Below are 26,400 nucleotides of genomic sequence, written 5' to 3'. Positions count from 1 at the left end.
GATGGGCGACCTCCTCGTGCCGGGTGTCAGGTTCGCGCTTTACGCCGACCTCATGCTCCTGACGGGGCTGGCCGCCTTCCCGCTCCATGCCTTCGACCGCGCGGAACGCCATATTCCCGCGCTACTCACGCTATTCCGGCGCCCGCAACCCTGGCTCTGCGTGTTCGGGCTGCTGGTCTCGGCAGCTGGCATGGTCATCCTGACCGCCGATATGCAGGGTGTTCAGCCGGACGCGGTCGATCCCGCGATGCTGCTGGGCATCATCGGGGAAACCGGCGTCGGCGCCGCATGGACCTGTCGCATGGTGGCGCTGCTCCTCGCGGCCGCCGCGCTCTGGCGCCTCGCCAGCCATCCGGTGATCGCGGCGTGGACCGTCGCAGTCACCGGCGCGATCGCGCTTGCGACGCTGGCATGGTCCGGCCACGCGGCGGCAAGCGAGGGTTTGGCGGGCACCATCCACCGCGCGAGCGACGCGCTGCACCTCGCCGCCGCCGCCATCTGGATCGGCGCGATCGCGGCCTTCCTGCTGTTGCTGCGTCCACGCCACGGCGCCGTACCGCCCGAATATGCAACGCTGGCGGCGCGCGGTCTCGACCGTTTCGCCCGGACCGGAACGATCTGCGTCCTCGTCATCGCGGCGACGGGGCTGATCAACGCGCAGGCGATCGTCGGGATCGCGAATGCCGGACAGGCGCTGGCATCGCCCTATGGGCAATGGATGCTGGCCAAGCTCCTGCTCTTCGCCGCGATGCTGGGACTTGCGGCCGCGAACCGCTGGCGGCTGACGCCCGCGCTCAGGACTGCGCTCGTCGAAGGCGAAGCCGCGCCCGCCATCGGTGCGATACGGCGGAGCCTTGCGGCCGAAATCCTCGCCGGCCTGGCGATCCTCGCCCTTGTCGGCTGGCTCGGGTTGCTCGATCCGTTGCCCTGACCGGCGCCTATTGGCGCGGCGGGGGCGGATCGGGCGGCGGTGTCTCGGGCGGGCGACCGCTGTCGATCGGCAGCCGCAGGTCGATGCGCGTACCGTTGATCTCGGTCGTCACCACGGCATTGCCGCCTTCGACCCCGATGCGTGTCGCCTCGCCGACCGGGATGGTGCCGATATCGGGAACGTCCTGCGGCTGGACCGGGCCGCGCGGATTGCTGGGCGCCGGCGCCGGCGCGGCCTTCCTGCCCGCCGCTTCGCCCATGAAGTCGCGCCAGATGCGGGCGGGCAAACCGCCGCCGTTGATCCCGGCCAGCGGGCTATTGTCGTCGTTACCGATCCACACCCCGACGACGAGGCCGTTCGCATAACCGACGAACAGCGCGTCGCGATTGTCCTGGCTGGTCCCGGTCTTGCCGAAATTCGCCGTGGGTAGCCGCGCCGCGCGGCCGGTACCGCGATTCACCGCGGCGCGCAGCAATTGCTCGATCGCGTCATGATCGCCCGACGAGAAGCTGTCGGGACCCGAAAACAGGCTTTCGAACCAGCCCGGCTTCTCGGTCTCGAAGGCGTGCGGAACGACCGGATAGCTGTTCGCCGCGACCCCGGCATAGGCGGCAGTGAGTTCGAGCAGGGTCATGCTCGACGTGCCGAGCGCGAGGCTGGGGTCGCCCTCCGCCATCGGCGAGGTGACGCCAAGGTCGCGCGCGAGCGCGATGACCTTTTCACTGCCCACCGCGTTGAACAGCCGCACCGCGGCGACATTGCTCGACGTCGCGAAGGCGTCTTCGAGGCTGATCGTGTCCGAATAGGCGCCGCCGGCATTTTTGGGGCGGTAGGATCCGGTCTCGATCGGCGTGTTGGCGATGGTGTCGTCGGGGTCCCAGCCGTCGCGCAGCGCGGCGAGATAGACGAACAGCTTGAAGGTCGAACCCGGCTGGCGGCGCGCCTGCGTCACCCGGTTGAAGGGGGAGTCGGCATAATCCTTGCCGCCGACCATCGCGACGACCTCGCCATTGGGGCGCATCGCGACCATCGCGACCTGCGCCTTGCCGACGCCCGCCCGGTTCACCGCGCGCCGCGCCGCCGCCTGCAATCGCGAATCGAGCGTCGTCGTGATCGTCTGGCGCGCATAGCCGACGTCGCTCAGCTTGCGCGCCTCGGGAAGCGCCCAGTCGGCGAAATAGGTGCCGGTGGGCAGCGTGTTGCGGGTGCGCACATCGATGCGCGGGGTGCGGATCGCCTTGGCCTCGGCCTCGGTCATATAGCCGGTGTCGGCCATCGCGCCGAGCACAAGGCGCATCCGCGCTTCGGCAAGCTCCGGGTTCTTCGTCGGCGCGAGGCGCGACGGCGCCTGTACCAGCCCGGCGAGCATCGCCGCCTGCGCCGGGGTCAGTTTTTCGGGCTGGCGATAGAAATAATGCATCGACGCGGCGCGCAAGCCATAAGTGTTATCGCCGAAATAGGCGTTCGACAGATAGCGTTCGAGGATCTCGTCCTTGCTCAGCCAGGCTTCGAGCCAGAAGGCGATCAGCGCCTCGCGCGCCTTGCGCCCCAGCGTCTTCTTGGGGGTCAGGAAGGTGAATTTCGCCAGCTGCTGGGTGATCGTGCTGCCACCCTGCGTCGAACCGCCGGTGACATTGCTCCACACCGCGCGTGCGACGCTGCGCGGGTCGACGCCCCAATGGCTGTAGAAACGCCGGTCCTCGATCGCGAGGAAGGCGCCGGTGACATGTTTGGGCAACGCGCTGGCCTTCACCGGTTCGTCGACGATAGCCCCCATGCGCGCGATCGGAGTACCGTCGGACGCCAGCAGGGTGAGTTGCGGCGGTGCAATCGGTTCGAGCGATTTCGACAAGGGCGCGGTGATCGCGAGCCAGCCGACGAGCAGGATGAAGATGATCGCGAAGATGGCGAAGCCGCGCGAAATACGGCGCAGCCATTTGCGGCGACGCGACAGCGGAACCGCAACGGGCGGAGTGCCGCCATCGGGCAACGGGGCACCACCGACGGGCGCGAGCTCGGCTGGAGGCGTGGCGGGGCGACGGAAAGCGAACATGCCTGACGGCCGTATTAGACGGGCAATACGGCCTTGGCAAATGGCTTGGCGAGGGTCGGCTCGGAGCGGTTTTGCGGCCACCGGCAACAAGTTAGTCGATCTTCCACCTTTCCGTTGTTAGAAGACGGAGAATTTTGGGGGATCGCATTTGGCTGGCTTCTTTGCATTTGTCGCGATTGTCATACTTTTCCTCCTGCTGATCGACACGCGCGGCCGGCTCAAGCGCGCCGAGGCGACGTTGCAGGAAGCCGCGAAGCGGATCGGTGCGCTGCAACGACACGCCGGCCTGCTGCCGCCTAAGCCGGGCGAAAGTCCCGAACAGGCACGCGCAGCCGCCACCGCCCCGCTTTCATCGCAACCGGTCGGTACGCCCAGCCCGGCACCGGCCGCGCCGCCGCCCTCTCGCTCGCCCTGGGCGCCGCCAACGCCGGAAACGCTCGACCGCTGGAAGCCCAAAATCGACGAACCGGTCCCCGCGCAACAAGAGGCGGCGCCGGAACCGGTCGCTCCGCCGCAGGATGAGGCGCCCGCACCCATACCCGTACCCGAGGAAGAGATCGTTCCGGCCGCCGCCCCGGTTGCCGCCGCGAGCGCGCCGCTTCCGGCGGTGTCGGAGCCGGTGCCCGACGAAGAACTGACGGAAGAGGAAGAAGCCAGGGAAACGGCCGCCCCGGCACCCGCCGACGCCGAGACCGAAGCGGATGTTCCGAAACCCGAAGCGGAGCCGGTCGCGGCACGCGCCGCCACGCCGCCGCCAAAACCGCCCGCACCACCCGCGCCTCCCGCCAGCATGGCGCAGCGTTTCGAAAATCTGTTCGGCAAGACGCTGCCGATCTGGGCCGGCGGGATCACGCTGGCGATCGCCGGGGTCCTCATCGTCCGTTATGCGATCGACGCGGGTTTCTTCGCGCGCGTCTTCACGCCGGGGGTACAGGTCATCGCGGGCGTTCTTTTCGGCCTCGGGCTGATCGGCGGCGCCGAATATGCCTGGCGCAACGAGGACAAGGTGCGCGACCTGCGCGTGCCACAGGCGCTGTCGGGCGCGGGCATCGCGACGCTTTATGCCGCCATATTGGTCGCGGCCAACGTCTATGGCCTGATCGGGCCACTCGCCGCCTTCGTCGGGCTGGCCGCGGTCACCGCCGCCGCGCTCGGCCTGTCCTTGCGTTTCGGGCCACCGAGCGCGCTGCTCGGGCTCGCGGGGGGTCTTGCCGCGCCGGCGCTGGTCGGCGCGATGCAGCCCAATGTGCCGCTGCTGGCGGTCTATCTCGGCCTCACCATCGCGGGCCTCACGGGCGTGTCGCGGATGAAGCGCTGGCCCTGGCTCGCGCTCGCCGCACTTGTCGGCGGCGTGGGGTGGAGCCTGTGGATGGTCCTCGCGACCAGCGCACTCGACACGCTCGGGTCGCTCTCGATCGGCGGCTTCGTGCTGCTGCTCGCGCTCGCGCTGCCGATGCTGGCGTTCGACGGCCCGCGCGCGGCGGTGCTCCGCGCCGGGTCGGCGATCGTCGGCGCGCTGCAACTCGCGCTGCTCGTCGGCTATGGCGGCTTCGCGCCGCTCCACTGGGGGCTGTTCGCGCTGCTCGCGGCGGCAGGCCAGTGGCTCGCCTGGCGTGAAAAGGACTTCGCGATCGTGCCGTCGATCAGCCTCGCGCTGTCGGTGATGCTGCTCGCCGTGTGGCCCGATCCGAGCGCCTACTGGTTCACGCTGATCGGGCTGGCGCTCGCGGCGATCCATGCGCTGCCGCTGCTCGCTCGGCTGTGGAGCGTGCCAAAGACGCTGCGCCGCACGCTCGAACTGTGCGGGCTGCTACTCGCGGCGGTGCCGCTCACCAAATATCATTTCTGGGATATCGCCGACGCGACGCTGGCACTCGTCGCGCTCGGCGGCGTGCTGCTCGCCGGCGCGGGCATTGCGCGCGGGTGGAAGGTCGAGGATCGCGCCGCGGACACCCGCTTCGCCTGGCTGACCGCGACCAGCGGTATCCTGCTCGCGCTCGCGATCCTGCTCGTCCTGCCGCACTGGATGGCGCCCTTCGCCATCGGCGGCGTCGCAGCGGCGCTGCTCTTTTTCGGCAAGGCGGCGAAGGATCGGCGGATCGAACCGATCGCCGCCGCCTTCGTCGGGGCCGCGCTGGTGTCGCTGGTCGCGACCCCGCTCGCGCTCGTCGAACTGCCGCGCCTCGTCATCGGCGCGGGTGACGGGTTCGCCACGCAGGCGCTGCTGCGCTGGGCTGGCCTCGCCGCCTTGCTCGCGTTGTTCGCGGGCAAGGCCGAGGATCGCTTTTTCCGCGCGGCGTCGCTCGCGATCGCGGGCGGGCTGGCCTACGGCATGCTCGCACAGATCGTCCCGGGCTGGAGCCTGACGCTGGCGATGGGTGCGGTGACGGTCGGGCTGTTCCTGCTCGCGCGGCGCGGGGCGTCGCTGCCGGTCGAACTCCTGTCGGCGGGCTTCGGTCTGCTCGCGCTGATGCTGCTCGCAGCGACCGGTCCCAATCTGGTCGCGCAGTGGAGCCGCCTGTTCGGCAGCGACGCCGTCGTCGGGGCCACCGATGTGATCCGCTGGGCGGGCATGACTGCGCTGCTGGCGCTGTTCACGGCGAAGGCCGGGAATCGCGCCCTGCGCTTCGCCGCACTGGCGGTGGCCGGCGCGCTCACTTACGGCACGCTCGCGCAAGTCGTTCCGGGGTGGAGCCTGCCGCTCGCGATGGGCGCAGTGGCGATGACGCTGTTCGCCATCGCGCGGCGGCGTGCATCGCACCCGATCGAATTGCTCTCGCTCATCTATGCCCAGCTCGCGGTGTTGCTGCTCGCCGGAACCGGGCCGCATCTGGTCGCGCAATGGACGCGTCTCTACGGCAGCGACGCAGCGGTCGGCGCGACCGAGGTCTTGCGCTGGGCCGGACTCGCCTTCGCCGGCCTCGCCTATGCCCGATGGTCGGACAGGCCGATCATCCGGCGCGCGGGTCAGGTCGCGGCGGCGCTGCTCGCTTATGGCGCCTTCGCGCAGGTCATCCCCGGCGCGTATCTGATGCTCGTGCCCGCAATCGGCGGCGCGGCGGTGTTGCTCGCAGCACGGCGCATCGCCTTGCCGCGCGTCGATGGAGCGGCGGCGAGCCTTGCCGCGCTCAGCCTCGTCTGGGCGGCGCTACCGGTCGCGGCGTGGGCGGTCGAGGCGCTGATGTCGATCGCCGGCCAGCCGATGTTGCTCGAAAGCCCCATGCTCGCGGTCGACCAGTTGCTGCTGCGCCTGCTGGTTCCCGCCGCGCTGTTCGCCGCGCCGCTATGGCTGATCCGCGCGCACTTGCCGCGCTGGCTGTTGCTCGCGGGACTGGCGACCGCCGGCGTCGTCGGCGGAATCGCGGTCCATTGTCTCTATCGTCTCGGTTTCGCAGCGGCGTTCGGGGGCGATTTCGTCGCCACCGGGGTCGGCCAGCGGCTCGTCTGGGAAGCGTTGCTGATCGGCGGCGGCTGGCTCGCGATGACGCGCGGCTGGACCGGTCTCGCCCGCCCGCTCGTCCTTGCCGGGACCGCGCATGCGGTCTGGTACGGGCTGATGCTCCACAATCCCTTGTGGGCCGAGCAGGCGGTCGGCGGCTGGCCGGTCGCCAATTGGCTGGTCCCGTTGTTCCTGCTGCCCTGGCTCGGGCTGACGCTCATCGGCCGGCTGTTCCCCGGAGCGCCAGCGATATACGGGCGTGTGGTCCAACTCGTCACGATGCTGTTCGTCGCGGGCTTCGCCTGGGCGACGTTGCGCCAGCTGTTCCACGGCACGCTGCTCGTCGAACCGGGGGTCACCGCGACCGAGAATATCCTGCGATCGATCCTGATCCTCGGACTCGCGATCGGTTTCCTGCTCTGGGGCATTCGCAAGGGTCGCCACGACTGGCGCATCGCGTCGCTGATCCTGATGCTCGGCGCGGTGGGCAAGGTGTTCCTGTTCGACGCCTCGGGGCTCGAAGGGTTGCTGCGTATCGGGTCGTTCGTCGTGCTGGGTTTCAGCCTGATCGGCATCGGCTGGCTGTACAGCCGCCAGCTTGCGCGCCCGGCGGCGGAGGATGACGGGAAGACGGCGTGACGACCCTCCTTTGGCTGGTCGCCGCGATCGGCCTGCTGCCCCTGGTCATCGGCATGGCGCGGCTCGACGGCGGCGGGCCGCGCATCGACGCCCGCGGTTTCGTCGCCTCGGTGCTGCTCTGTGCGTTGGCGTTCAGCCTGACCTTCCTCGTGCAGGAACTCGGACTCGTCCTGCCCAAGGCACTGGTGCCGGGACTCGACCCGATCCTCTATCACAACGACCATGACTGGTCCGGCGACGCGCCGGTTGCCGAACTGCTGCAGGGCGGCGGCGCGGTCGCGACCTTGCTCAGCGGATTGCTCTTCCTGTGGCTCGCGGGGCGAATTTCGCCCACGCGCCCGACGTGGCGGCTCTTCGCCTTCTGGATGGCGTTTCAGGGTCTATTCCAGTCGCTCAGCCAATGGGCCGTGGGCAGTTGGCTGCCCGGCAACGACGTCGGGCGCGCGCTGGCCTATCTTGGCGCCGGATCGCCCGAGAAAGGGCCGCTGTTCATGTCGGCGGTGAGTGCGATGTTCGCGGCGGGACTTCTGCTCGCGCGACGCTATCCCGCCGCCAAAGCAGGCCGGAACACGCTATGGCAACTGCTGGCGACACTGGCGCTGGCGACCATCCTGATCATCCCGTTCCGCGTGCCGCGCGAGCCGGTCGAAGTGGTGTTGATCCCGCTCGTCGTCCACATCATCGGCTTGGGCTGGCTGACGATCGGGCTGGGTTTTCGGCGCGAAGCCACGCCTTTGCTTGCCGCACCGACCATCGCCGGGCCACTGGCGGCGCTGGTCGCACTGCTCGCCATCTTCCAGCTCGTCCTGAGGCCCGGCATCGCGTTCTAATATGTAGGGAAAGGTGGGACGATTCTGTTGCCCGGCTCGTCCCCAGCCGCTGGTATCCGATTCTGTTGCCCGGTTCGGTCCGAACCGCGTTCTATTTGAATAACCTTAGGCCGTGAGGCTTATCGGTTACGCAGCCAGAGCGAGTGCTTCGTTATCGTTAGCACCTATTGGTTTTGAGCCTTGAACGGGTTACTCAGCCCGGGCAAAAACACCGTCTTTGAACACACGTCGATCCTAGTTCGGCCCCGTCAGAAACCCGATCTTCCTTGCGGATCGTCGGGTTTGTGGTGGAGCCGCCGGGTACTGCCCCCGGGTCCGCTGTGTCTATTACACGGTACCATTTATCACCATAGTCGGCCGAAACCGACAGCGTGCATATAGGAAGCCCGCCCGCGCTTGGAAAGGGCGCGGACGGGCGAAGCCTTGAAAAACGGTGGAAAATTATTTCTTGCGCAGCTCGTCACGAATTTCGGTGAGGATATCGACCTCGGTCGGCCCCGCCGGTGCATCGGGGCCGCGGCGCAACACCTTGTTCACCCATTTGACGAGCAGAAAGATGATGAACGCCAGGATCAGGAAATTGATCACCGCGGTGATGAAGGCGCCATAGCCGATCATCGCGACGCCGGCCTTTTTGAGCGCGGCATAGTCGGTCGCGGCGATGCCATCAGGAATGCTGCCAAGCAGGATGAACTTGCTCGAAAAATCGACCCCGCCGAATATCCAGCCGACCAGCGGCATGATGAGGTCCGCGGTCAGCGATCCGGTGATCGTGGCGAAGGCGCCGCCAATGATGACACCCACCGCAAGGTCCATGACATTGCCCTTGGCGATAAATTCCCTGAATTCTCCCAACATCTTGCTGCTCCCCGAGTGGTTGGTCCCGAGCGCCGAACCTGCCGCGCGGATTGCACAAAGGCAAGCGCCATCCTATGTACTGTATTGTTGCGGCAAAACGCCGCCGGAGGGAGCTTGTTACCATGTCCTATCGTTCTGCCCGTTGGTTGATCGTGCCGGTTGCGGCGATGTCGCTGTCCGCCTGCGGCATCAACAGCGTTCCGACCAAGGAAGAGGCCGCCAAGGCGAAGTGGGCGAATGTCGAAGCGGCCTATCAGCGCCGCGCCGACCTGATCCCCAATCTCGTCGAAACCGCCAAGGGTGCATCGAAAATCGAACAATCGACGCTCGAGGGCGTGATCCAGGCGCGTGCCTCGGCAACGCAGGTCAAGCTGTCGACCGACGACCTCAATGACCCCGCGAAGGTGCAGGCCTTCCAGCAGGCGCAGGGCAATGTGTCGAGCACGCTCGGCCGCCTGCTCGCGACCGTCGAAGCCTATCCCGACCTCAAGAGCCAGGCGCGCTTCGCCGACCTGATGACCCAGCTCGAGGGCACCGAGAACCGCATCAACGTCACGGTCCAGGATTACAACGCCGCGGTGCAGGACTATAATACGACGATCCGCACCTTCCCCGACATCATCGGCGCCAAGATCGTCCATGGCGCGCAGCCGATGACGCCGTACAAGGCGATCACCCCCAACGCGAACGTCGCGCCAAAGGTCGATTTCGGGCAATAATATGCGCCGCCCTCTCCTTGCCGGCCCGCTCGCGATCCTGTTGGTCGCGAGCGGCTGCAAGGAGGCGCCGCCACCCGAAGCCGCCACTTGCGACCAGGTTCCGCAGATGGCGTTGCAGGGACGGGTGAACGACGCGGCGACCGTTCTGAGCGACGAGGAGGAGGTCCGCTTGACCCAGCGTCTCGCCCGATACGAAGCGCGAACACGGCATCCGATGGTTGTCGCAACCGTCGCAAGCCTCAACGGCGCCACAGTCGAGGATTTCGCGACCTGCCTCGGCAATCGCTGGGGCATCGGCCGAAAGGGTGAGAATGACGGAATTCTTATTTTGGTCGCGCCCAACGAACGCCGTGTTCGCGTCGCGACGGGAACCGGAATCGAAAAGCTGCTCTCCGATGAAAAGGCGAAGGCCGTGATCGACCAGATGACCCCCGGCTTCAAAAGCGGCGATTATGCGGCCGGCCTGACGACAGGCATCGAGGCCATCGCCGCCCAGACGGGAGACGCATCGTGAAGTCCATCCTGCTCGGCTGGGCGCTGGGCCTCTCGCTGCTCGCCGCACCCGCGAGCGCGCAGACCTTCCCCAAGCTCACCGGCCGCGTCGTCGACCAGGCCGACATCATCCCGCCCGCCGAGGAAGCCGCGCTCAACACCCAGCTCGAAGCGCTGGAGACCAAGACCGGGCACCAGTTCGTCGTCGCGACGGTCAAGGACCTCGAAGGCAATGATATCGCCGATTACGGCTACAAGCTTGGCCGCGACTGGAAGATCGGCGACGAGGCGAAGGACGACGGGGTCGTCTTCCTGATCGCACCGAACGAGCGGCGGATGAACATTTCGGTCGGTTACGGCCTCGAACCCGTGTTGACCGACGCGATGTCGGGGCGGATCATCCGCGATACCGTGACCCCGCTGTTCAAGGCGGGCGACATGCCCGGCGGCATCCAGGCCGGCGTCAACGCGATCGCCGAGCAGATCCAGTTGACCCCCGAGGAAGCCGCGGCGCGCGCTGCCGCGGCCGACGCCGCCGAGCGCGACCGCGCCGACGACGGCGACATCGGCGGGCTGATCTTCGTCGGCTTCATCGTCTTTTTCTTCTTCATCCTGCCAATGCTGTCGAGCCTCGGTCGGCGCGGCAAGAAACGGCGGCGCAAGAACAGCCCGTGGGGCGCCCCGATCATCATCTGGGGCGACAATGACTGGGGCGGCGGCAGCGGCGGATCGTCGTGGGGCGGTGGCGGCGGTTCGAGCTGGGGCGGTGGCGGCGGCTTTTCGGGCGGCGGCGGCAGCTTCGGCGGCGGCGGCGCCTCGGGCGGCTGGTAGGAGCAGGGACAATGCCACGCAAAGTCAGCCATGTGAGCGAAGCCGACCACGACATCGTCACGACCGCGGTCGCCGCGGCGGAGGCGCATACCAGTGGCGAGATCGTCACCGTCATCGCGGCGCAGTCGAACGATTATGACGATGTCGCGCTCGTCTGGGCGAGCATCATCGCCTTCGTCGCGATGTCGGTGATCGCGCTGTTCCCCGATTTCTATCGCACCCTCTATGACCGGCTGACCGGCGGCTGGGGCTATGAGCTCACCGCCAATCAATGGCTTGGTACGGTGATCGCGATCGGCGTGCTCAAATGGATCGGTATGTGGCTGATTTTGCTGTGGCGCCCGCTGCGCCTGTGGCTGACCCCGCGCGCGATTCTGGCCGCGCGGGTGCGCGCGCGCGCGATCGACCTGTTCAAGGTCGGCACCGAGGCCAAGACATTGGGCCGCACCGGCATCCTGCTTTACGTCAGCCTGAAAGAACATCGCGCCGACATCGTCGCCGACGAGGCGATTGCGGCGAAGGTTTCGCCCGATGTCTGGGGCGATGCGATGGCGGCGCTGATCGAGCATGTTCGCGCCGGCCGCCCCGGTGAAGGCATGGCCGAGGCGGTGCGCCAGATGGGCGTGGTGCTCGCCGAGCATTTCCCGCGCGGCAGCGAGAACCCGAACGAACTGCCCGATCGACTGATCGAACTTTAAGAAGGACAGACAATGGCCCGCCCCGCCCCCGACACCCCCATCGAAACACAGTGGGAGGGCCGCTTCGTCACGGTCAAGCAGCAGGGGACATGGGAATATGTCTCGCGCTCGCGCGGCATCCACGCCGCGGTGATCCTCGCGATCGACGACGGCGCCGACGGACGGCACATCATCCTCGTCGAGCAATATCGGGTGCCGATGGGCAGGAATTGCATCGAACTGCCCGCGGGGCTCGTCGGCGACGATACCGCCGGCGAGGCCGCCGAACTGGCGGGCGAGCGCGAGCTGGAGGAAGAGACGGGTTATGCCGCCGCGCACTGGCGCAATGTCGGCGAATTCTACTCGTCGCCCGGCATGGTCAGCGAAAGCTTCACCCTGCTCGTCGCGAGCGGGCTCACCAAGGTCGGCGAAGGCGGCGGGGTCGACAGCGAGGACATCATTGTCCACCGCGTGCCCCTGGACGCAATCGAAGATTTCGTCGCGACGAAGCGTGCCGAAGGCTGCGGGATCGACGTGCGGGTGGCGATGCTGCTGGTCAGAGGACTACTTGCGGCGCTCTAGCGCCCCTTGAACCGCCACCGCAACAACGGCCGCGCCAGCAGCAGCCCGGCGATGAAACCGCCGACATGCGCCCAGATCGCGATATTGCCCAGCCCCGCGCCGCCAGCGAAACCGATGAGCAGTTGCAGCCCGATCCACGCCGCGGCGAGCCACAAAGCGCGCACCCAATGGCCGGGGATCGGCCCGATCGCCGCGGTGCGCGTGCGGCTGAAGATCAGCGCATAGACCGCGACCAGCGCCGAAATCGCCCCGCTCGCGCCGATCACGACAACGAGCGATCCGGGGTCGGCGATCCATTGCGCCAGCGCGCCGGCATAGGCCCCGGCGACGAGCAGGAACGCCGTCGCCGACGACCCGAGCGGCGCCTCGAGCTGGCGGCCGATGAAGATCAGCATGATCATGTTGAAGACGAGGTGCATCACCCCGCCGTGCAGGAACGCCGACGACAGCGGCGTCAGCGCAAAGGGCAGCATCGTCCCCGGCGGCGCGATCAGCTCGCTGCCGAACCGCCCGGGGATGAAGCCCGCGCCGATGAAAGCCTGATGCTCATAGCCGGTGATCGCGAGCAGGACGAAGACGATGACGCACGCCGCCGCATAGCCGGTGATCACGGGGGTGCGGGCGGCGTTCATCGACGCTGCGCCGGTCAGACGAATTCGATCTTGGTCACCACATAATATTTATCGCCGGCGGGAACCGTCACCTCGATTTCGTCCTCGACGCGGCGGCCGATCAGCGCGCGGCCGAGCGGCGAATTATAGCTGATCTTGCCATCCTTGGCGTCGGCTTCGGCCTGGCCGACGATCTGGTAACGCAGCGGCTTGTCGTCCTCGTCGGCGAGGGTGACGGTCGCACCGAACACGATCCGGTCGCCCGACAGCGTCGTCGGGTCGATCACCTGCGCGCGCGAAAGCTTGTCTTCGAGATCGCCGATCGTCGCTTCGACCTGGCCCTGACGCTCTTTCGCGGCGTGATATTCGGCATTTTCCGAAAGGTCGCCATGCGCGCGCGCTTCCTCGATCGCGTCGACGATCAGCGGTCGCTCGGCTTTGAGCGCAGTGAGCTGCGTGCTCAGCTTCTCATAGCCTTCTGCCAGCATCGGCACCTTTTCAACGCTTGCCATTATCCCATTGTCCTTCGTCAATAATCCGCCGCCAGCGAAACTTCGCCGGGCGGCTGCGCCGCTGTTTCCGTCAATGTCGGGGGGTGGAGCGGTCTCTCAATAATAGTCCTGAAGCGGCTTCACTTCAAGACTGTGCGCGCGCAATGCGCCGATCGCGTGGGTCGCGGCGTCGCTGCCCGCCGCCGTCGTGTAATAAGCGACGTCGGCCGCGAGCGCCGAGGCGCGGATCGACTGCGAGTCCTGCAGGCTCTGCCAGCCCTCGGTGGTGTTGAAGATCAGCTGCACATCGCCGTCCTTGATCCGGTCGACGATATGCGGGCGGCCTTCGGCGACCTTGTTGACGCGTTCGACGTCGATCCCCTGCCCCGCCAGATAGTCGGCGGTGCCCCCCGTCGCGATCACCTTCCAACCCCAGCCCGCCAGGCGGCGGACCGATTCCAGGATGCGCGGCTTGTCGCTGTCCTTGACCGACACGAACACCCGGCCGTCGGTGGGCAGGCGGTCGCCCGCGCCGAGCTGTGCCTTGGCAAAGGCGAGGTTGAAATCGCTGTCGATTCCCATGACTTCGCCGGTGGACTTCATTTCGGGCGACAGCACCGGGTCGGTCCCGGGGAAGCGTGCGAAGGGGAAGACCGCTTCCTTCACCGCGACATGCTTGATGTCGCGGTTGATCTTCGGCAGGTCGGCAAGCTTCTCGCCCGCCATCACCCGCGCGGCGATCTTGGCGATCGGCGACCCGACGGCTTTCGCAACGAAGGGCACGGTGCGGCTGGCGCGCGGGTTGACCTCGATCAGATAGACTTCGTCGCCCTTGACCGCGAACTGGATGTTCATCAGCCCCAGCACGCCGAGCGCGCGGGCGAGCGCCTCGGTCTGGCGCTCGATTTCGGCGACGGTCTCGGCGGGCAGGCTGTACGGCGGGATCGAGCAGGCGCTGTCGCCCGAATGGACCCCGGCTTCCTCGATATGCTGGAGCACGCCCGCGACGACCACGTCGGTGCCGTCGCAGAGCGCATCGACATCGACCTCGATCGCATCGCGCAGGTAACGGTCGATCAGCACTGGCGAGTCGCCCGACACCTGCACCGCGGTCTCGATGTAATTTTCGAGCTGCGCCTGGTCGTCGACGATTTCCATCGCGCGGCCGCCGAGCACGTAGGACGGCCGCGTCAGCACCGGGTAACCGATGCGGGTCGCGACCGCGATCGCTTCCTCGCGGCTGCGCGCGATACCGTTTTCGGGTTGCTTGAGACCCAGCTTGTTGACGAGCGCCGCAAAACGTTCGCGGTCCTCGGCCAGGTCGATCGCGTCGGGCGAGGTGCCGAGGATCGGGATGCCGGCATCCTCCAGCGCCTGCGCGAGCTTGAGCGGAGTCTGGCCGCCGAACTGAACGATGACGCCGACGAGCGTGCCCTTGGTCATTTCGACCGCGAGGATTTCAAGCACATCCTCGGCGGTCAGCGGTTCGAAATAGAGGCGGTCCGACGTGTCATAATCGGTGCTCACCGTCTCCGGGTTGCAGTTGATCATGATCGTCTCATAGCCGGCCTCTTCGAGCGCGAAGCAGGCGTGGCAACAGCAATAATCGAACTCGATCCCCTGCCCGATGCGGTTCGGACCGCCGCCGAGGATGACGATCTTCTTGGCGTCCGACGGATTGGCCTCGCACTCGGGTTCGCCGAAGGTCGGGGCTTCATAGGTCGAATAGAGATAGGGCGTCTTGGCCGCGAATTCGGCGGCGCAGGTGTCGATCGTCTTGAAGACAGGCCGCACGCCGAGCTTGTGCCGCAGCGCGCGCACTTCCATTTCGGTGACGCCACCGGTCATCGCCTTCACGGCTTCGTGGATCAGCCCGCTGCCGCGCGCGGTCGCGCGGGCGGCGCCGGGGCGCAGATGCGCCGACTTGAGCGCCAGATAGGCAAGGCGCTTGTCGGAGAAGCCCATGGCCTTGAGCGCGCGCAGCCCTTCGGCGTCGCGCGGCAGGCCGTTTTCCATCACCGCATTTTCGGCGGCGACGATTTCGGCGATGCGCTCGAGGAACCACATATCGTAACCCGCGACGCGGTTGATCTCGGCAAGCGGCAGCCCCTCGCGGATCGCCTGCGCGGCGTTGAGCAGCCGATCGGGGGTGCGCTGGGCGAGTTCGCTGCGCAACTGGTCGTGGCTCGCGCCGACGAGACGATCGACGAAGTTGAAGCCGCTGAGGCCGGTCTCCAGCCCGCGCAGCGCTTTCTGCATCGACTCATGGATCGTGCGGCCGATCGCCATCACCTCGCCGACCGACTTCATCGCGGTCGACAAAGTCGCCTCGGCGCCCTTGAATTTTTCGAAGGCAAAGCGCGGAATCTTGGTGACGACATAGTCGATCGTCGGTTCGAACGACGCCGGGGTCACCCCGGTGATGTCGTTCATGATCTCGTCGAGCGTGTAGCCGACCGCGAGCTTCGCCGCGACCTTGGCGATCGGGAAGCCCGTCGCCTTTGACGCGAGCGCCGACGAGCGCGACACGCGCGGGTTCATTTCGATCACGATCAGGCGGCCGTCCTTGGGATTCACCGCGAACTGGACGTTCGACCCGCCGGTCTCGACCCCGATCTCGCGCAGGCACGCGATGCTCGCGTTGCGCATGATCTGATATTCCTTGTCGGTCAGCGTCAGCGCCGGCGCGACGGTGATGCTGTCGCCGGTGTGCACGCCCATCGGATCGACATTCTCGATCGAACAGATGATGATGCAATTGTCCTTGCGGTCGCGCACCACCTCCATCTCATATTCTTTCCAGCCGAGGAGCGATTCCTCGATCAGGACCTCGGTGGTCGGCGAGGCGATCAGGCCGCCGCGCACGATATGCTCGAACTCCTCGCGGTTATACGCGATGCCGCCGCCGGTGCCGCCGAGGGTGAAGCTCGGGCGGATGATCGAGGGGAGACCGGTGCGTTCGAGCACCGCGAACGCCTCGTCGAGCGTGTGCGCGATGCCGCTGCGCGCGCTTTCGAGGCCGATCTTGGTCATCGCGTCGCGAAACTTGATCCGGTCCTCGGCCTTGTCGATCGCCTCGGCATCGGCGCCGATCATCTCGACGCCATATTTGGTCAGCGTGCCGTCATTGAACAGCGCCAGCGCGGTGTTGAGCGCGGTCTGCCCGCCCATCGTCGGCAGCACGGCGTCGGGACGCTCCTTGGCGACGATCTTCGCGACGATCTCGGGCGTGATCGGCTCCACGTAAGTCGCGTCGGCGAGGTCGGGATCGGTCATGATCGTCGCGGGGTTGGAGTTGACGAGGACGATGCGATAGCCCTCCTCCTTCAACGCCTTGATCGCCTGCGTCCCCGAATAGTCGAACTCGCACGCCTGACCGATAACGATCGGGCCCGCGCCGATGACGAGGATGGATTTTATGTCGGTTCTTTTGGGCATCAGAATTCTTTGTCCGATATGGTAACGGTGATGTTGGTTCCGCTTGCAGCCTTGATGGCGCAATCGATGGTCTTGAAATTCTTGGGTTCGATCGGGATAGCGACCCCAACGCTATGTGTAAGCGTGGTGACGAAATCGCGCCCGCCGCAGGCCCAAACGGCCTTCATCGCCGACGAGTCGGATTTCGGATCCAACTCGTCACCGTCCAGCCTGACATAGGCGACATTATCGGCGTCGGACGCCGACAGCATGGCAGGCAGCGTCGCCGCGACCAACCCAACCACGATACCGATCGCAAGCCAGACAAGGCGCGTTCGCCTCACTGCACATTCCGATCGACGCCGATCTGCGGGTCGGTCCCACCGACCTCGGCGATGAAATCGAGGACCGGCCGCGCCGTCGCCGCGACCCATGCCGCGTCGGGCACGACATCCTCATATTCGAAGATCAGATGATGCCGCCCGACCCCGCGCGCTTCGCCGAACCCGCGCGCCTCGGCAAGCTGCACGGCCTCGTACGGCAAACGCCGCGCGCAGGTGATGTTGAGCCGCACCCCCGCGCCCCAACGCTCGGGATGCATCGCAGCATCGGCGGCCAGCGCGTCGAGCTGGTCGGCAAAGCTCATTTGAGCCCGCCCACGAACTTCTCGAACAGGTAAAAGCTGTCCTGCGGCCCCGGGCTCGCCTCGGGGTGATATTGCACGCTGAACGCGTTCTTGCCGGTGATCGCGATGCCGCAGTTCGACCCGTCGAACAGGCTCTTGTGCGTCTCGACCACGCCGCCCGGCAGCGTCGATGCGTCGACCGCGAAGCCGTGGTTCATGCTGGTGATCTCGACCACGCCGTCGCCATCATCGCCGCCGACGCGCTGCACCGGATGGTTCGCGCCGCGATGCCCCTGGTGCATCTTCACCGTCTTCGCCCCCGCGGCAAGCGCGAGCAGCTGGTGACCGAGGCAGATGCCGAAGATCGGGACATTGCGCTCGAGCAGCCCCTTGATCACCGGCACCGCATAGTCGCCCGTCGCAGCGGGATCGCCCGGGCCGTTCGACAGGAATACACCGGCGGGGCGCAGCGCGACGATCTCGTCGAGGCTGGTCTTCGCGGGCACCACCGTTACCCGCGCTCCGGCCTTCACCAGGTTGCGGAAGATATTGTCCTTCGCGCCATAATCGACCGCGACGACATGCGGCGCGGCGTCGCCTGCCCGCTTGTGGTCCGAGACGTCATAGCCCGACCCCAGATGCCAAACGCCCGCATCCCACGCGCCCTGGCGTTCGCGGGTCACCGTCTTGGCGAGGTCCATCCCCTCCAACCCCGGCCAGCCCTGCGCGAGCAGCAGCAGCCGGTCGATGTCGAACTGGCCGTCGGGGCTGTGCGCGACGACGCCGGTCGGCGCGCCGCCATCGCGGATGCGGCGGGTCAGCGCGCGGGTGTCGATGCCGGCAAGGCCGATCAGCCCCTGCGCCTTCATCCAGTCGGGCAGCGTCTGGACGCTGCGAAAGCTGCTCGGCGCGGTCGGCAGTTCGCGGGTGATGCACCCGATCGCGGCGCGCTTGTCGCGCTCCATATCCTCGGGGTTCGCGCCGACATTGCCGATATGCGGAAAGGTGAAGGTAATGATCTGCCCCGCATAGCTCGGGTCGGTCAGGATTTCCTGATAGCCCGTCATCGCGGTGTTGAAACAAATCTCGCCCACACCCGCGCCCGCGGCGCCATATCCGATCCCCCACAGGATCGTCCCGTCGGCAAGGACGAGAACGCCGGTCGCGCCGGCAGGCTGGCTTTTGGGCGCGGCAGAGGGGTTGGCTGGTGCCATTCAACATGCTCCGGACGATGGGCTAAACGGCCGATCAACTAGGCAGCAAAAATGTGATTCACAAGCTATCGAATTTCAAAAATTGCCGTTAGAGAGGGCCTTTCCGAAATTTGCAGCGCATGGGAACACGTAATGATTCGTGACGACATCAAGGCTGCGCAGGTCGCCGCGATGAAAGCCGGCGACAAGGCGCGGCTCGGCACCATCCGGCTGATGCTGGCCAAGATCAAGGACAAGGACATCGAACTGCGCACCGGCACCGCGCCGGCCGACGACGATGTGCTGGTCACCGACGTGCTCCAGAAAATGGTCAAGCAGCGCCGCGAGTCGATCGCCATGTACGAACAGGGCGGCCGCCAGGAACTCGCCGACATCGAGGCCGCCGAGGTCGTGGTGATCGAGGATTTCCTGCCCGCACAGCTTTCGGACGACGAAGCGCAGGCGGCGATCAAGGCGATCGCGGCCGAACTGGGCGCGGCGAGCCTGAAAGACATGGGCCGCGTGATGGCGGCAGTGAAGGAACGGCACGGGTCCGAGCTCGACATGAGCAAGGCGAGTGGTTGGGTGAAGGCGGCTTTGAGCTGAATCTCGAACACGGCCTTTCCTTTCCGTTCGTCCCGAGCGAAGTCGAGGGACGTGCTGCGTTGCGCCAAACCAACGTGTCTCGACTTCGCTCGACACGAACGGGTATGGGGAAGAATGGCGTTCTGGACCTATATCCTGCTCTGTTCTGACGGCCGCTATTACACCGGACACACCGACGATTTGGAACGCCGTATTACCCAGCACCAACATGGCGGATTTTGCGACTTCACGTCGCGCCGAAGGCCGGTGACTTTGGTCTGGTCGCAAGATTTTGGGACCCGCGTCGAAGCGCTAGAGGCCGAGCGTCGGATCAAACCTTGGTCGCGCGCCAAAAAGGAAGCGTTGATACGCGGCGATTGGGCGATGGTAGGCCATTTCGCCAAGCCCCCGCACGAACGCCCTTCCCTCCCGTTCGTCCCGCAGGAAACCGCCCCCTCTCCGTTCGTCCCGAGCGAAGTCGAGGGACGCGAGGCCGGGCACCAACGTGTCTCGACTTCGCTCGACACAAACGGAGGTGGGCGCATGGCCGAGCGGGAGGGGAACCCATGACCCTCACCCCGCAATGGCTCGACGAACTCCGCTCGCGCGTCACCCTGTCGACCCTCATCGGCCGCACGGTGAAGGTCACCCGCGCCGGCCGCGAGTATAAGGCCTGCTGCCCCTTCCATAACGAAAAGACCCCTAGCTTCACGATCAACGACGAAAAGGGTTTCTACCACTGCTTCGGTTGCTCGGCGCACGGCGACGCGATCCGCTGGATGACCGACCAGCGCGGGCTGTCGTTCATGGACGCGGTCAAGGAACTCGCCGGCGAGGCCGGCATGGAGGTCCCCGCCGCCGATCCGCGCGCCGCGAAAAAGGCCGAGGAGGCGGCGAGCCTGCGCGACGTCGTGCAGGGCGCCGCCGACTGGTTCATCCAGCAACTCGGCAGCAGCAACGGCGCCCCGGCGCGCGAATATCTCAAGAAGCGTGGCATTTCGGACACAACGCGCCAGGCCTTCGGTTTCGGCCTCGCCCCCGACAGCCGCAGCGCGCTGAAAGAAGCGCTCAAGAAATTCCCGACCGCGATGCTCGTCGAATCGGGCATGCTGATTTCGGTCGACGACAAGGACCCCTACGATCGGTTCCGCGGGCGCCTGATGATCCCGATCCGCGACGCGCGCGGGCGGGTGATCGCGTTCGGCGGCCGCATATTGGGCGATGGCGAGCCCAAATATCTCAATTCGCCCGACACGCCTTTGTTCGACAAGGGCCGCACGCTCTACAATCTCGACAAGGCGTCGCCCGCCTCGCGGCAGACGAACCGGATCATCGTCGTCGAAGGCTATATGGACGTCATCGCGCTCGCCGAGGCGGGGATCGGCGACGCCGTCGCGCCGCTCGGCACCGCGCTGACCGAGGCGCAGCTCGGGCTGATCTGGCGGATGGTCCCCGTCCCCATTCTCTGCTTCGACGGCGACGCGGCCGGACAGAAAGCCGCGATGCGCGCCGCGATGCGCGCGTTGCCGCTGCTGCGCCCCGGCTTCAGCCTCGCCTTCGCGACCCTGCCCGCCGGGCAGGACCCCGACGACATCGTCCGCGCCCGCGGCGCCGAGGGCTTCGGCGCGCTGCTCGACGAGGCGCAGCCGCTCGTCGAGCGCCTCTGGGCGCATGAGGTCGCGGCGGGGCCGCTCGCGACCCCCGAGGAACGCGCCGCGCTCAAGACCCGCCTGCTCGCGCACGCCGACGGCATCGAGGACGCCGACGTCCGCCACCATTATCGCGAGGCGTTCCGCGAACGGCTCGACGGGCTGTTCGCGCGCAAGCAGCCCGAGCGCGGGCCGCGGGTTCCCTGGGCACCGCAGGCTCCACGCGGCGGCAACCGCCGCTTCGCCCCCGATCCGCGATTGCAGCCCCCGGGCGACGAAACGCGCAGCATCGGGCAGGCGGGTATCGCGGGCCACCTGCTCGCCGCGCTGCTCGGCGGATTGCTGCGCTATCCGGCGATGCTGCGCCGTCACGAGGAAGCGCTGAGCCGGCTCCCGGTGGCCGATCCCGGCGACGCCGAACTGCTCGGCGCAATGCTTGACACGGTAATGCGGCAAGAAGGGCTTGATACTGAGGGCTTGCTTGCCATATTGGAGCCAATGAAAGTGTATAATAGGGCGACGACATTGCTCAGAGCCGATGGAATGCACTTCTCGTTCAATCGCATGCTGGACAGCAAGGATGGGGCCGATACGGCACGGGAAACCGCGCTTCGCGACCTCGACGAATATATCGGCGTGCTCGTGACGCAGCCCGAAATCCGCGCCCGACTCGCCGAGGCGACCGCGGATTTCCAGCGCACGATGGACGACGAAGGCCTGGCGCGGCAGCAGAAACTGCGCGCGATGGACGAGGATTTGACCCGCCGCTTGGCCGCGCTGTCCGAAAACAGCCACCAAGTCTGAAATTTAGAGCCCTTTAGGCAGGAACCACGAATGGCCACCAAGAACACCGCCGCCGAGACCGAAGCCGATACCGACGGCCCGCTGATCGACCTCAACGAGGCCGATGTCAAAAAGCTGATCGCGCGTGGCAAGAAGCGCGGTTACCTGACCTATGACGAGCTGAACGCGGCGCTGCCGCAGGACGAAATGTCGTCCGAGCAGATCGAGGACATCATGTCGGCGATTTCCGACATGGGCATCAACATCGTCGAAAGCGACGAGGATGTGCAGGAAGAGGCCGACGCCGAACCCGACGACGAAGTCGATGTCAGCGCCGGTTCGGGTTCGGTATCGAACCCCGCGATCGAAAAGAAGAAGGAAGTCGTCGACCGCACCGACGACCCGGTTCGCATGTACCTGCGCGAAATGGGCGCGGTCGAACTGCTGAGCCGCGAGGGCGAAATCGCGATCGCCAAGCGTATCGAGGCCGGCCGCGACACGATGATCCTCGGCCTGTGCGAAAGCCCGCTGACCTTCAACGCGATCATCGAATGGTCGAACGCGCTGAACAACGGCGATATGCAGCTGCGCGAGATCGTCGATCTCGAAGCGATGCTGTCGAAGGACCCCGCGCCCGAGAATCTCGAGAACGCCGAAGAAGCCGACGACGGCGAGATCAGCGAGAAGACCGCCGGCGTCTCGTTCAAGGACGAAGACGAGGTCGAGGACGAGCCCGCCGCAGACGGCGACGACGAGGACGGCGAAGGCTCGTCGGGCAAGCGCGAGAACTTCGAAGAGGATGAGGAAGACAATACCCTCAGCCTCGCGGCGATGGAGGAATTGCTCAAGCCCGACGCGCTCGAGAAATTCGCCAACATCACCAAGAGCTTCAAGGCCTTCTCGAAGCTGCAGGAAACCCGGCTCGACGCCTTGTCGGGCATCGGCGAATTCCCCGCGGCGTCGGAAAAGAAATATCACAAGCTGCGCGAGGACCTCACCGCGCAGGTCGAAGGCGTGCAGTTCCACAACACCAAGATCGAATATCTCGTCGATCAGCTCTACAGCTACAACCGCCGACTGACCGCACTCGGCGGCCAGATGCTGCGCCTCGCCGAGCGCCACAAGGTGCCGCGCAAGGCGTTCCTCGACAATTATGTCGGGCGCGAGCTTGAGGAAACCTGGCTCGAAGCCGTGGGTTCGATCGACAAGAAATGGGCGGCGTTCGCCGAGAACGAAGCCGGCGCGGTCGACCGCATCCGCATCGAGATTTCGGAAATCGCGCAAGCCGCTGGCATGAGCCTGACCGAATTCCGCCGCGTCGTGAACATGGTCCAGAAGGGCGAACGCGAAGCCCGCATCGCCAAGAAGGAAATGGTCGAGGCGAACCTGCGCCTCGTGATCTCGATCGCCAAGAAATACACGAACCGCGGCCTGCAGTTCCTCGATCTCATCCAGGAGGGCAATATCGGCCTGATGAAGGCGGTGGACAAGTTCGAATATCGCCGCGGCTACAAGTTCTCGACCTATGCGACCTGGTGGATCCGTCAGGCGATCACCCGCTCGATCGCCGACCAGGCGCGCACGATCCGCATCCCGGTCCATATGATCGAGACGATCAACAAGCTGGTGCGCTGCAGCCGCCAGTTCCTCCACGAAAGCGGCCGCGAGCCGACCCCGGAGGAAATGGCCGAGCGTCTGTCGATGCCGCTCGAAAAGGTCCGCAAGGTGATGAAGATCGCCAAGGAGCCGATCTCCCTCGAAACGCCGATCGGCGACGAGGAAGACAGCCACCTCGGCGATTTCATCGAGGACAAGAACGCCGTCATCCCGGTCGATGCCGCGGTGCAGTCGAACCTCAAGGAAACGGTCACCCGCGTCCTGGCATCGCTGACCCCGCGTGAGGAGCGCGTGCTGCGCATGCGCTTCGGCATCGGCATGAACACCGACCATACGCTCGAGGAAGTCGGCCAGCAGTTCAGCGTGACCCGCGAACGTATCCGCCAGATCGAGGCGAAGGCGCTCCGCAAGCTGAAGCACCCGAGCCGCAGCCGCAAGATGCGCTCGTTCCTCGATCAATAAGCCGGCTTCGCTCTCGGGCGACGGGACACGAAGGTTAAAAAAAGGCGCGGGCGTGATGCCCGCGCCTTTTCTTTTGCGCGTTCGATACGGGGTGAGCGACGCCCACCCAGCGCGTCCTAAATGCCGTCCAGACCCTTGCTGACCAGGATATTCACCGCAACACGGCGGTTCTGGGCCTTGCCCTCGACCGTGGAATTGTCCGCCGCCGGGTCCGCTTCGGCCATCCCGGTCGGGGTCAGCATGCGATAGGGTTTCCAGCCGCAGGACTGCTGGAGATAGTTGACGACGCGCGCCGCGCGCTTTTCGCTAAGCTCCTGGTTGAACTCCTGGCTTCCGGTCGCATCGGTATAGCCGACGACCAGCAGCAGCGCGTTATCCATCCCCTCGGCTTGCGAGGCGGCGGCGCAGAGATCGGATTGTGCCTGCGCCGACAGCACCGCCTTGCCGGTGTCGAAGTTCACGTTCGTCGTGCTTTTGACATTATATTGGTCGATGTCGCCGACACGGCCGCGGAGCGCTTCGGTCGCCGCCGCCTGTTCGCCAAAGCGCTGGTCGGTGCCGGTATGGATCATCGACGCGGTCCTGAGGTCCTTGGTCTTGAGCGCGATCTGGTTCGCCACCAGGCCGCCGTCCCACTGCAAGGTCTCGACGGCGACCGGCAGGCCGTTGAGCAGCGAACCGGCCGCGAGCTTGCTGCGACCAAGACCCAGGAACCCGCCCTTGCCCTTGATCTTCGTATAGTCGGCGATCGCGATCGTCGTGTTGCTGCCGTCGGCGGTCGTGACCTGCATCCGGCCGTCGCTGCGCGCCGAAATGATGCCTTCGACCTTGGGTCCTTCGGTCATCTCCTCGGGCGAAGGCAGCGTGCCATAGACGGTGGTCATGACCTCGCCCTCGGACGGGTCCTGCGGCTGCGCCGCCACGCTGATCGTCGCTGTCCCGGCCAGCATCGCCGCCAACAGCAAAATTCTCGGACTTTTGGAAACGGCACTCATACGCTACTCCTGCAAAGCCGCCCCCGCGTGTCGCCTCGCCCTTTCCGGCACATCAATATTTCCGGCAAGACCGATGGGGATAATTGGAGCGCATCGTGCGGCGAACCGATGCAAACGGTCCCGTACCGGCGCCATTTCATGCGCGCGTCGATCGAAGCACCGCGACAAATACTTTGTGCCCCCGCCGATGATTTGCCATTGGCGTGACGATGCGCGACCCAACCACCTTCGCCGAAACCGCCGCCGAAGCCTGGGCGCCCGTCAGCGGCTGGCGCGCCAAAGCGCGCGGCGCGGCGCGCGCAGCGCGGATCCGTCTGGAGGCGCTGCGGCAAGGGCCGGCAACGACGCCCTTCGTGCGCTGCCTCTACGCCCATGCGGTGTTTTCCGACACGGTGCCGACCTTTCGTGCCTTCCTGCGCGCCGCGAAGCAGGAGGGCGAGTTCGTCGATACCGCAACGCTGCGCACGATCATCGCCGACGGCAGGCCATCCGACGGCCGCTTCTTCCACCTCAGCTTCGACGATGGCTTCGCCAGCGTCTATGAGGACGGCGGGCCGGTGATGGAGGACGAGCGCGTCCCCTATACCATGTTCGTCGCGACCGACCTGATCGACGCCGACCCCGACACGCTGAACCGCTATTTCGCGCATATGCCCGCCTATCGCGCGCGCGTCCGCACCCTCGACTGGCCGCAGGCGAAAGCCGCTGCCGAGGGGATCGGCGAGATCGGCTGCCACACCCGCACCCATGCACGGCTGTCGAAGATATCGGGCGACGGCGCCAGGCTCGCCGACGAAATCACCGGCGCCAGGGCGATCATCGAAGGCCATGTCGGCCAGCCGTGCGACAGCTTCGCCTGGCCATATGGCACCGCGACCGACATCGACGACGCCGGACGCAAAGCGATCGCAGACGCAGGATTCACCAGCAATTTCAGTGCGGTGCGCGGCGCGGTGCGGCCCGGCGCGACCGACGTCATGGACATCCCGCGCCACCAGCTCGAATTCCACTGGCCGCTCCACGAACTGATGGTCTGGGCGCGGGGGTTTCGCGAGGCATGACCCTGCGCGTCGCTTTGATGACCAGCGGCCCGATCGGCGGCTCGGGCGTCGTGCTCGACCGGCTCACCCGCGTGCCCGAGATCGAACTCGTCTGCCTGATCGTCTCCGAAACCGTCGTCGCCAAACGCAGCCGCAAGAAGATGCTGCAAAAGATGTGGAAGATCGGCCTGCTCGGCGCGCTCAACGGCATCCGAATCCGCAAATGGTTCGGCCATGACATGCGCACCGACGCGCGCGAGGTCGCGAAGGCGCATGGCATTCCCGTCGTCACCGTGCCGCGGGTCAATTGCGACGAAACGGTCGCGGCGCTGAAGCAATATGCCCCCGATGTCGGCCTGTCGGTCGGCAACAGCTACATCGCCTCGCGCGTCTTCACCGTGCCGCATCAGGGCTTCGTCAATTTCCACGGCGAACTGCTCCCCGAATATCCGGGCGCGCAGAGCGTGATCTGGCCGATCTATTTCGGGCGCACCCGGACCGGCTATACGATCCACCGCATCGACAAGGGCATCGACACCGGCGAGATCCTTTACAAACGCGCGGTCGACATCGACTTCCAGCCGAAACTCGCCGACACGATCCGCCGCACCAACGACAAGGTGCGTGAGCAATTGCCCGAGGCCTTTGCCGCGCTGCTCGCCGACTGGGACGCCCACGCCGCGGCGGCGACGGCGCAAAAGGCCGATCGGCACTTCACCACCCCGACCTTCGGCCAATATCTGCGTATCGAACGCAACAACAAGCGGCTGTGGCGCGAAAGCCGGCAAGGCTGACCACCAGATTTTGTGCGCTGCACAATTATTTTTCTTGCCGGTCTTATAATCTTCACCTTCGCCTCCCAAATAGCGGCCCGGCCGATG

23 protein-coding genes and 1 other RNA gene are annotated in these 26,400 nt (G+C 66.2%); 14 read left to right on the top strand and 10 right to left on the bottom strand.

All coding sequences use genetic code 11. The annotated features are described in order from the left end of the window. Nucleotide 1 precedes the first annotated feature (1 nt). On the top strand, nt 2-931 hold the full coding sequence (gene copD / locus AC07U1_RS11010) for a copper homeostasis membrane protein CopD (RefSeq protein WP_495176496.1): 930 nt from the start codon (nt 2-4) through the stop codon (nt 929-931). 7 nt (nt 932-938) lie between these two features. Here copD and AC07U1_RS11005 read toward each other — a convergent pair whose 3' ends face one another. After that, nucleotides 939-2,984, bottom strand: coding sequence for a transglycosylase domain-containing protein (locus tag AC07U1_RS11005; RefSeq protein ID WP_495176497.1), 2,046 nt, complete (start codon nt 2,982-2,984; stop codon nt 939-941). A gap of 148 nt (nt 2,985-3,132) precedes the next feature. Between AC07U1_RS11005 and AC07U1_RS11000 the strand changes: the two genes are divergently transcribed. Both AC07U1_RS11000 and AC07U1_RS10995 read left to right on the top strand, forming a co-directional pair. Beyond that, nucleotides 3,133-7,062, top strand: coding sequence for a DUF2339 domain-containing protein (locus AC07U1_RS11000; protein WP_495176498.1), 3,930 nt, complete (start codon nt 3,133-3,135; stop codon nt 7,060-7,062). Then, nucleotides 7,059-7,892 (top strand): hypothetical protein, encoded by an 834-nt coding sequence (locus AC07U1_RS10995; protein WP_495176499.1) that lies wholly within the window; start codon nt 7,059-7,061, stop codon nt 7,890-7,892. Before AC07U1_RS11000 ends, AC07U1_RS10995 begins: the two co-directional genes overlap by 4 nt. Nucleotides 7,893-7,943: 51 nt before the next feature. Here the strand turns inward: AC07U1_RS10995 and ssrA are convergent. Both ssrA and mscL read right to left on the bottom strand, forming a co-directional pair. Beyond that, nucleotides 7,944-8,299, bottom strand: a transfer-messenger RNA (tmRNA) gene (gene ssrA / locus AC07U1_RS10990). A 34-nt stretch (nt 8,300-8,333) separates the two neighbouring features. Further along, complete coding sequence (gene mscL / locus AC07U1_RS10985) at nt 8,334-8,750, bottom strand: large conductance mechanosensitive channel protein MscL (RefSeq protein WP_056346527.1); 417 nt, start codon at nt 8,748-8,750, stop codon at nt 8,334-8,336. A 122-nt stretch (nt 8,751-8,872) separates the two neighbouring features. Between mscL and AC07U1_RS10980 the strand changes: the two genes are divergently transcribed. From AC07U1_RS10980 to AC07U1_RS10960, 5 genes are read left to right on the top strand one after another with little or no spacing between them, the layout of a single operon-like run. Next, nucleotides 8,873-9,469 carry a LemA family protein gene (locus AC07U1_RS10980; protein ID WP_156377643.1) on the top strand — a complete coding sequence of 199 codons (597 nt, stop codon included), beginning with the start codon at nt 8,873-8,875 and terminating at the stop codon, nt 9,467-9,469. Nucleotide 9,470: 1 nt separating this feature from the next. Beyond that, nucleotides 9,471-9,983 carry a TPM domain-containing protein gene (locus tag AC07U1_RS10975; RefSeq protein ID WP_495176500.1) on the top strand — a complete coding sequence of 171 codons (513 nt, stop codon included), beginning with the start codon at nt 9,471-9,473 and terminating at the stop codon, nt 9,981-9,983. After that, nucleotides 9,977-10,792 carry a TPM domain-containing protein gene (locus AC07U1_RS10970; RefSeq protein ID WP_495177461.1) on the top strand — a complete coding sequence of 272 codons (816 nt, stop codon included), beginning with the start codon at nt 9,977-9,979 and terminating at the stop codon, nt 10,790-10,792. The genes AC07U1_RS10975 and AC07U1_RS10970 overlap by 7 nt, the downstream gene beginning before the upstream one ends. A gap of 11 nt (nt 10,793-10,803) precedes the next feature. Then, nucleotides 10,804-11,490, top strand: coding sequence for a TPM domain-containing protein (locus AC07U1_RS10965; RefSeq protein WP_495176501.1), 687 nt, complete (start codon nt 10,804-10,806; stop codon nt 11,488-11,490). A gap of 12 nt (nt 11,491-11,502) precedes the next feature. Then, entirely contained in the window at nt 11,503-12,051 is a 549-nt protein-coding gene (locus AC07U1_RS10960) for an NUDIX hydrolase (RefSeq protein WP_495176502.1), read from the top strand. On the opposite strand, the gene AC07U1_RS10955 is transcribed toward AC07U1_RS10960, so the two are convergent. The 6 genes from AC07U1_RS10955 to carA form a co-directional block, all read right to left on the bottom strand. Next, nucleotides 12,048-12,683 (bottom strand): rhomboid family intramembrane serine protease, encoded by a 636-nt coding sequence (locus tag AC07U1_RS10955; protein WP_492740424.1) that lies wholly within the window; start codon nt 12,681-12,683, stop codon nt 12,048-12,050. The two genes, AC07U1_RS10960 and AC07U1_RS10955, sit on opposite strands and share 4 nt — an antisense overlap. Before the next feature lie 14 nt (nt 12,684-12,697). Further along, entirely contained in the window at nt 12,698-13,174 is a 477-nt protein-coding gene (gene greA / locus AC07U1_RS10950) for a transcription elongation factor GreA (RefSeq protein ID WP_056346516.1), read from the bottom strand. Between the two features lie 96 nt (nt 13,175-13,270). Continuing rightward, a complete protein-coding gene (carB, locus tag AC07U1_RS10945) occupies nt 13,271-16,591 on the bottom strand; it encodes a carbamoyl-phosphate synthase large subunit (protein ID WP_495176503.1) in 3,321 nt (1,106 codons plus the stop codon). Continuing rightward, the gene (locus tag AC07U1_RS10940) at nt 16,591-16,875 is read right to left on the bottom strand and encodes a hypothetical protein (protein ID WP_495197698.1); all 285 of its coding nucleotides are present in this window, start codon (nt 16,873-16,875) and stop codon (nt 16,591-16,593) included. The genes carB and AC07U1_RS10940 overlap by 1 nt, the downstream gene beginning before the upstream one ends. Nucleotides 16,876-16,910: 35 nt before the next feature. After that, nucleotides 16,911-17,216 (bottom strand): hypothetical protein, encoded by a 306-nt coding sequence (locus AC07U1_RS10935; protein WP_495176505.1) that lies wholly within the window; start codon nt 17,214-17,216, stop codon nt 16,911-16,913. Next, nucleotides 17,213-18,409, bottom strand: a complete 1,197-nt coding sequence (gene carA / locus AC07U1_RS10930; RefSeq protein WP_495176506.1) for a glutamine-hydrolyzing carbamoyl-phosphate synthase small subunit — start codon at nt 18,407-18,409, stop codon at nt 17,213-17,215. Before carA ends, AC07U1_RS10935 begins: the two co-directional genes overlap by 4 nt. A gap of 132 nt (nt 18,410-18,541) precedes the next feature. Here carA and AC07U1_RS10925 point away from each other — a divergent pair, with 132 nt between their 5' ends. The 4 genes from AC07U1_RS10925 (at nt 18,542) to rpoD (ending at nt 23,484) form a co-directional block, all read left to right on the top strand. Then, the gene (locus AC07U1_RS10925; protein WP_187141813.1) at nt 18,542-18,994 is read left to right on the top strand and encodes a GatB/YqeY domain-containing protein; all 453 of its coding nucleotides are present in this window, start codon (nt 18,542-18,544) and stop codon (nt 18,992-18,994) included. 114 nt (nt 18,995-19,108) lie between these two features. Beyond that, nucleotides 19,109-19,543 carry a GIY-YIG nuclease family protein gene (locus tag AC07U1_RS10920; protein ID WP_495176507.1) on the top strand — a complete coding sequence of 145 codons (435 nt, stop codon included), beginning with the start codon at nt 19,109-19,111 and terminating at the stop codon, nt 19,541-19,543. Then, the gene (gene dnaG, locus AC07U1_RS10915; RefSeq protein ID WP_495176508.1) at nt 19,540-21,426 is read left to right on the top strand and encodes a DNA primase; all 1,887 of its coding nucleotides are present in this window, start codon (nt 19,540-19,542) and stop codon (nt 21,424-21,426) included. Before AC07U1_RS10920 ends, dnaG begins: the two co-directional genes overlap by 4 nt. 30 nt (nt 21,427-21,456) lie before the next feature. Further along, a complete protein-coding gene (gene rpoD / locus AC07U1_RS10910) occupies nt 21,457-23,484 on the top strand; it encodes an RNA polymerase sigma factor RpoD (protein WP_056346500.1) in 2,028 nt (675 codons plus the stop codon). Between the two features lie 116 nt (nt 23,485-23,600). Here the strand turns inward: rpoD and AC07U1_RS10905 are convergent, their stop codons facing one another. After that, nucleotides 23,601-24,479 carry an OmpA family protein gene (locus AC07U1_RS10905; protein WP_495176509.1) on the bottom strand — a complete coding sequence of 293 codons (879 nt, stop codon included), beginning with the start codon at nt 24,477-24,479 and terminating at the stop codon, nt 23,601-23,603. Between the two features lie 209 nt (nt 24,480-24,688). On the opposite strand from AC07U1_RS10905, the gene AC07U1_RS10900 reads away from it, so the two are divergent. Next, a complete protein-coding gene (locus tag AC07U1_RS10900) occupies nt 24,689-25,540 on the top strand; it encodes a polysaccharide deacetylase family protein (protein ID WP_495176510.1) in 852 nt (283 codons plus the stop codon). Further along, a complete protein-coding gene (locus tag AC07U1_RS10895) occupies nt 25,537-26,313 on the top strand; it encodes a formyl transferase (protein ID WP_495176511.1) in 777 nt (258 codons plus the stop codon). The genes AC07U1_RS10900 and AC07U1_RS10895 overlap by 4 nt, the downstream gene beginning before the upstream one ends. Nucleotides 26,314-26,400 lie beyond the last annotated feature (87 nt).

The organism is Sphingopyxis sp. GW821-FHT02C12, from assembly GCF_059421785.1.
This window is presented reverse-complemented; position numbering and strand designations above follow the sequence as displayed.

Bases quoted from the DNA above. Each gene is read 5' to 3' on its own strand.
- copD (WP_495176496.1), top strand. From the start codon at position 2: ATGGGCGACCTCCTCGTGCCGGGTGTCAGGTTCGCGCTTTACGCCGAC.
- AC07U1_RS11005 (WP_495176497.1), bottom strand. From the start codon at position 2,984: ATGTTCGCTTTCCGTCGCCCCGCCACGCCTCCAGCCGAGCTCGCGCCC.
- mscL (WP_056346527.1), bottom strand. From the start codon at position 8,750: ATGTTGGGAGAATTCAGGGAATTTATCGCCAAGGGCAATGTCATGGAC.
- AC07U1_RS10980 (WP_156377643.1), top strand. From the start codon at position 8,873: ATGTCCTATCGTTCTGCCCGTTGGTTGATCGTGCCGGTTGCGGCGATG.
- AC07U1_RS10975 (WP_495176500.1), top strand. From the start codon at position 9,471: ATGCGCCGCCCTCTCCTTGCCGGCCCGCTCGCGATCCTGTTGGTCGCG.
- AC07U1_RS10965 (WP_495176501.1), top strand. From the start codon at position 10,804: ATGCCACGCAAAGTCAGCCATGTGAGCGAAGCCGACCACGACATCGTC.
- AC07U1_RS10960 (WP_495176502.1), top strand. From the start codon at position 11,503: ATGGCCCGCCCCGCCCCCGACACCCCCATCGAAACACAGTGGGAGGGC.
- AC07U1_RS10955 (WP_492740424.1), bottom strand. From the start codon at position 12,683: ATGAACGCCGCCCGCACCCCCGTGATCACCGGCTATGCGGCGGCGTGC.
- greA (WP_056346516.1), bottom strand. From the start codon at position 13,174: ATGGCAAGCGTTGAAAAGGTGCCGATGCTGGCAGAAGGCTATGAGAAG.
- carB (WP_495176503.1), bottom strand. From the start codon at position 16,591: ATGCCCAAAAGAACCGACATAAAATCCATCCTCGTCATCGGCGCGGGC.
- AC07U1_RS10935 (WP_495176505.1), bottom strand. From the start codon at position 17,216: ATGAGCTTTGCCGACCAGCTCGACGCGCTGGCCGCCGATGCTGCGATG.
- carA (WP_495176506.1), bottom strand. From the start codon at position 18,409: ATGGCACCAGCCAACCCCTCTGCCGCGCCCAAAAGCCAGCCTGCCGGC.
- AC07U1_RS10925 (WP_187141813.1), top strand. From the start codon at position 18,542: ATGATTCGTGACGACATCAAGGCTGCGCAGGTCGCCGCGATGAAAGCC.
- AC07U1_RS10920 (WP_495176507.1), top strand. From the start codon at position 19,109: ATGGCGTTCTGGACCTATATCCTGCTCTGTTCTGACGGCCGCTATTAC.
- dnaG (WP_495176508.1), top strand. From the start codon at position 19,540: ATGACCCTCACCCCGCAATGGCTCGACGAACTCCGCTCGCGCGTCACC.
- rpoD (WP_056346500.1), top strand. From the start codon at position 21,457: ATGGCCACCAAGAACACCGCCGCCGAGACCGAAGCCGATACCGACGGC.
- AC07U1_RS10905 (WP_495176509.1), bottom strand. From the start codon at position 24,479: ATGAGTGCCGTTTCCAAAAGTCCGAGAATTTTGCTGTTGGCGGCGATG.
- AC07U1_RS10900 (WP_495176510.1), top strand. From the start codon at position 24,689: ATGCGCGACCCAACCACCTTCGCCGAAACCGCCGCCGAAGCCTGGGCG.
- AC07U1_RS10895 (WP_495176511.1), top strand. From the start codon at position 25,537: ATGACCCTGCGCGTCGCTTTGATGACCAGCGGCCCGATCGGCGGCTCG.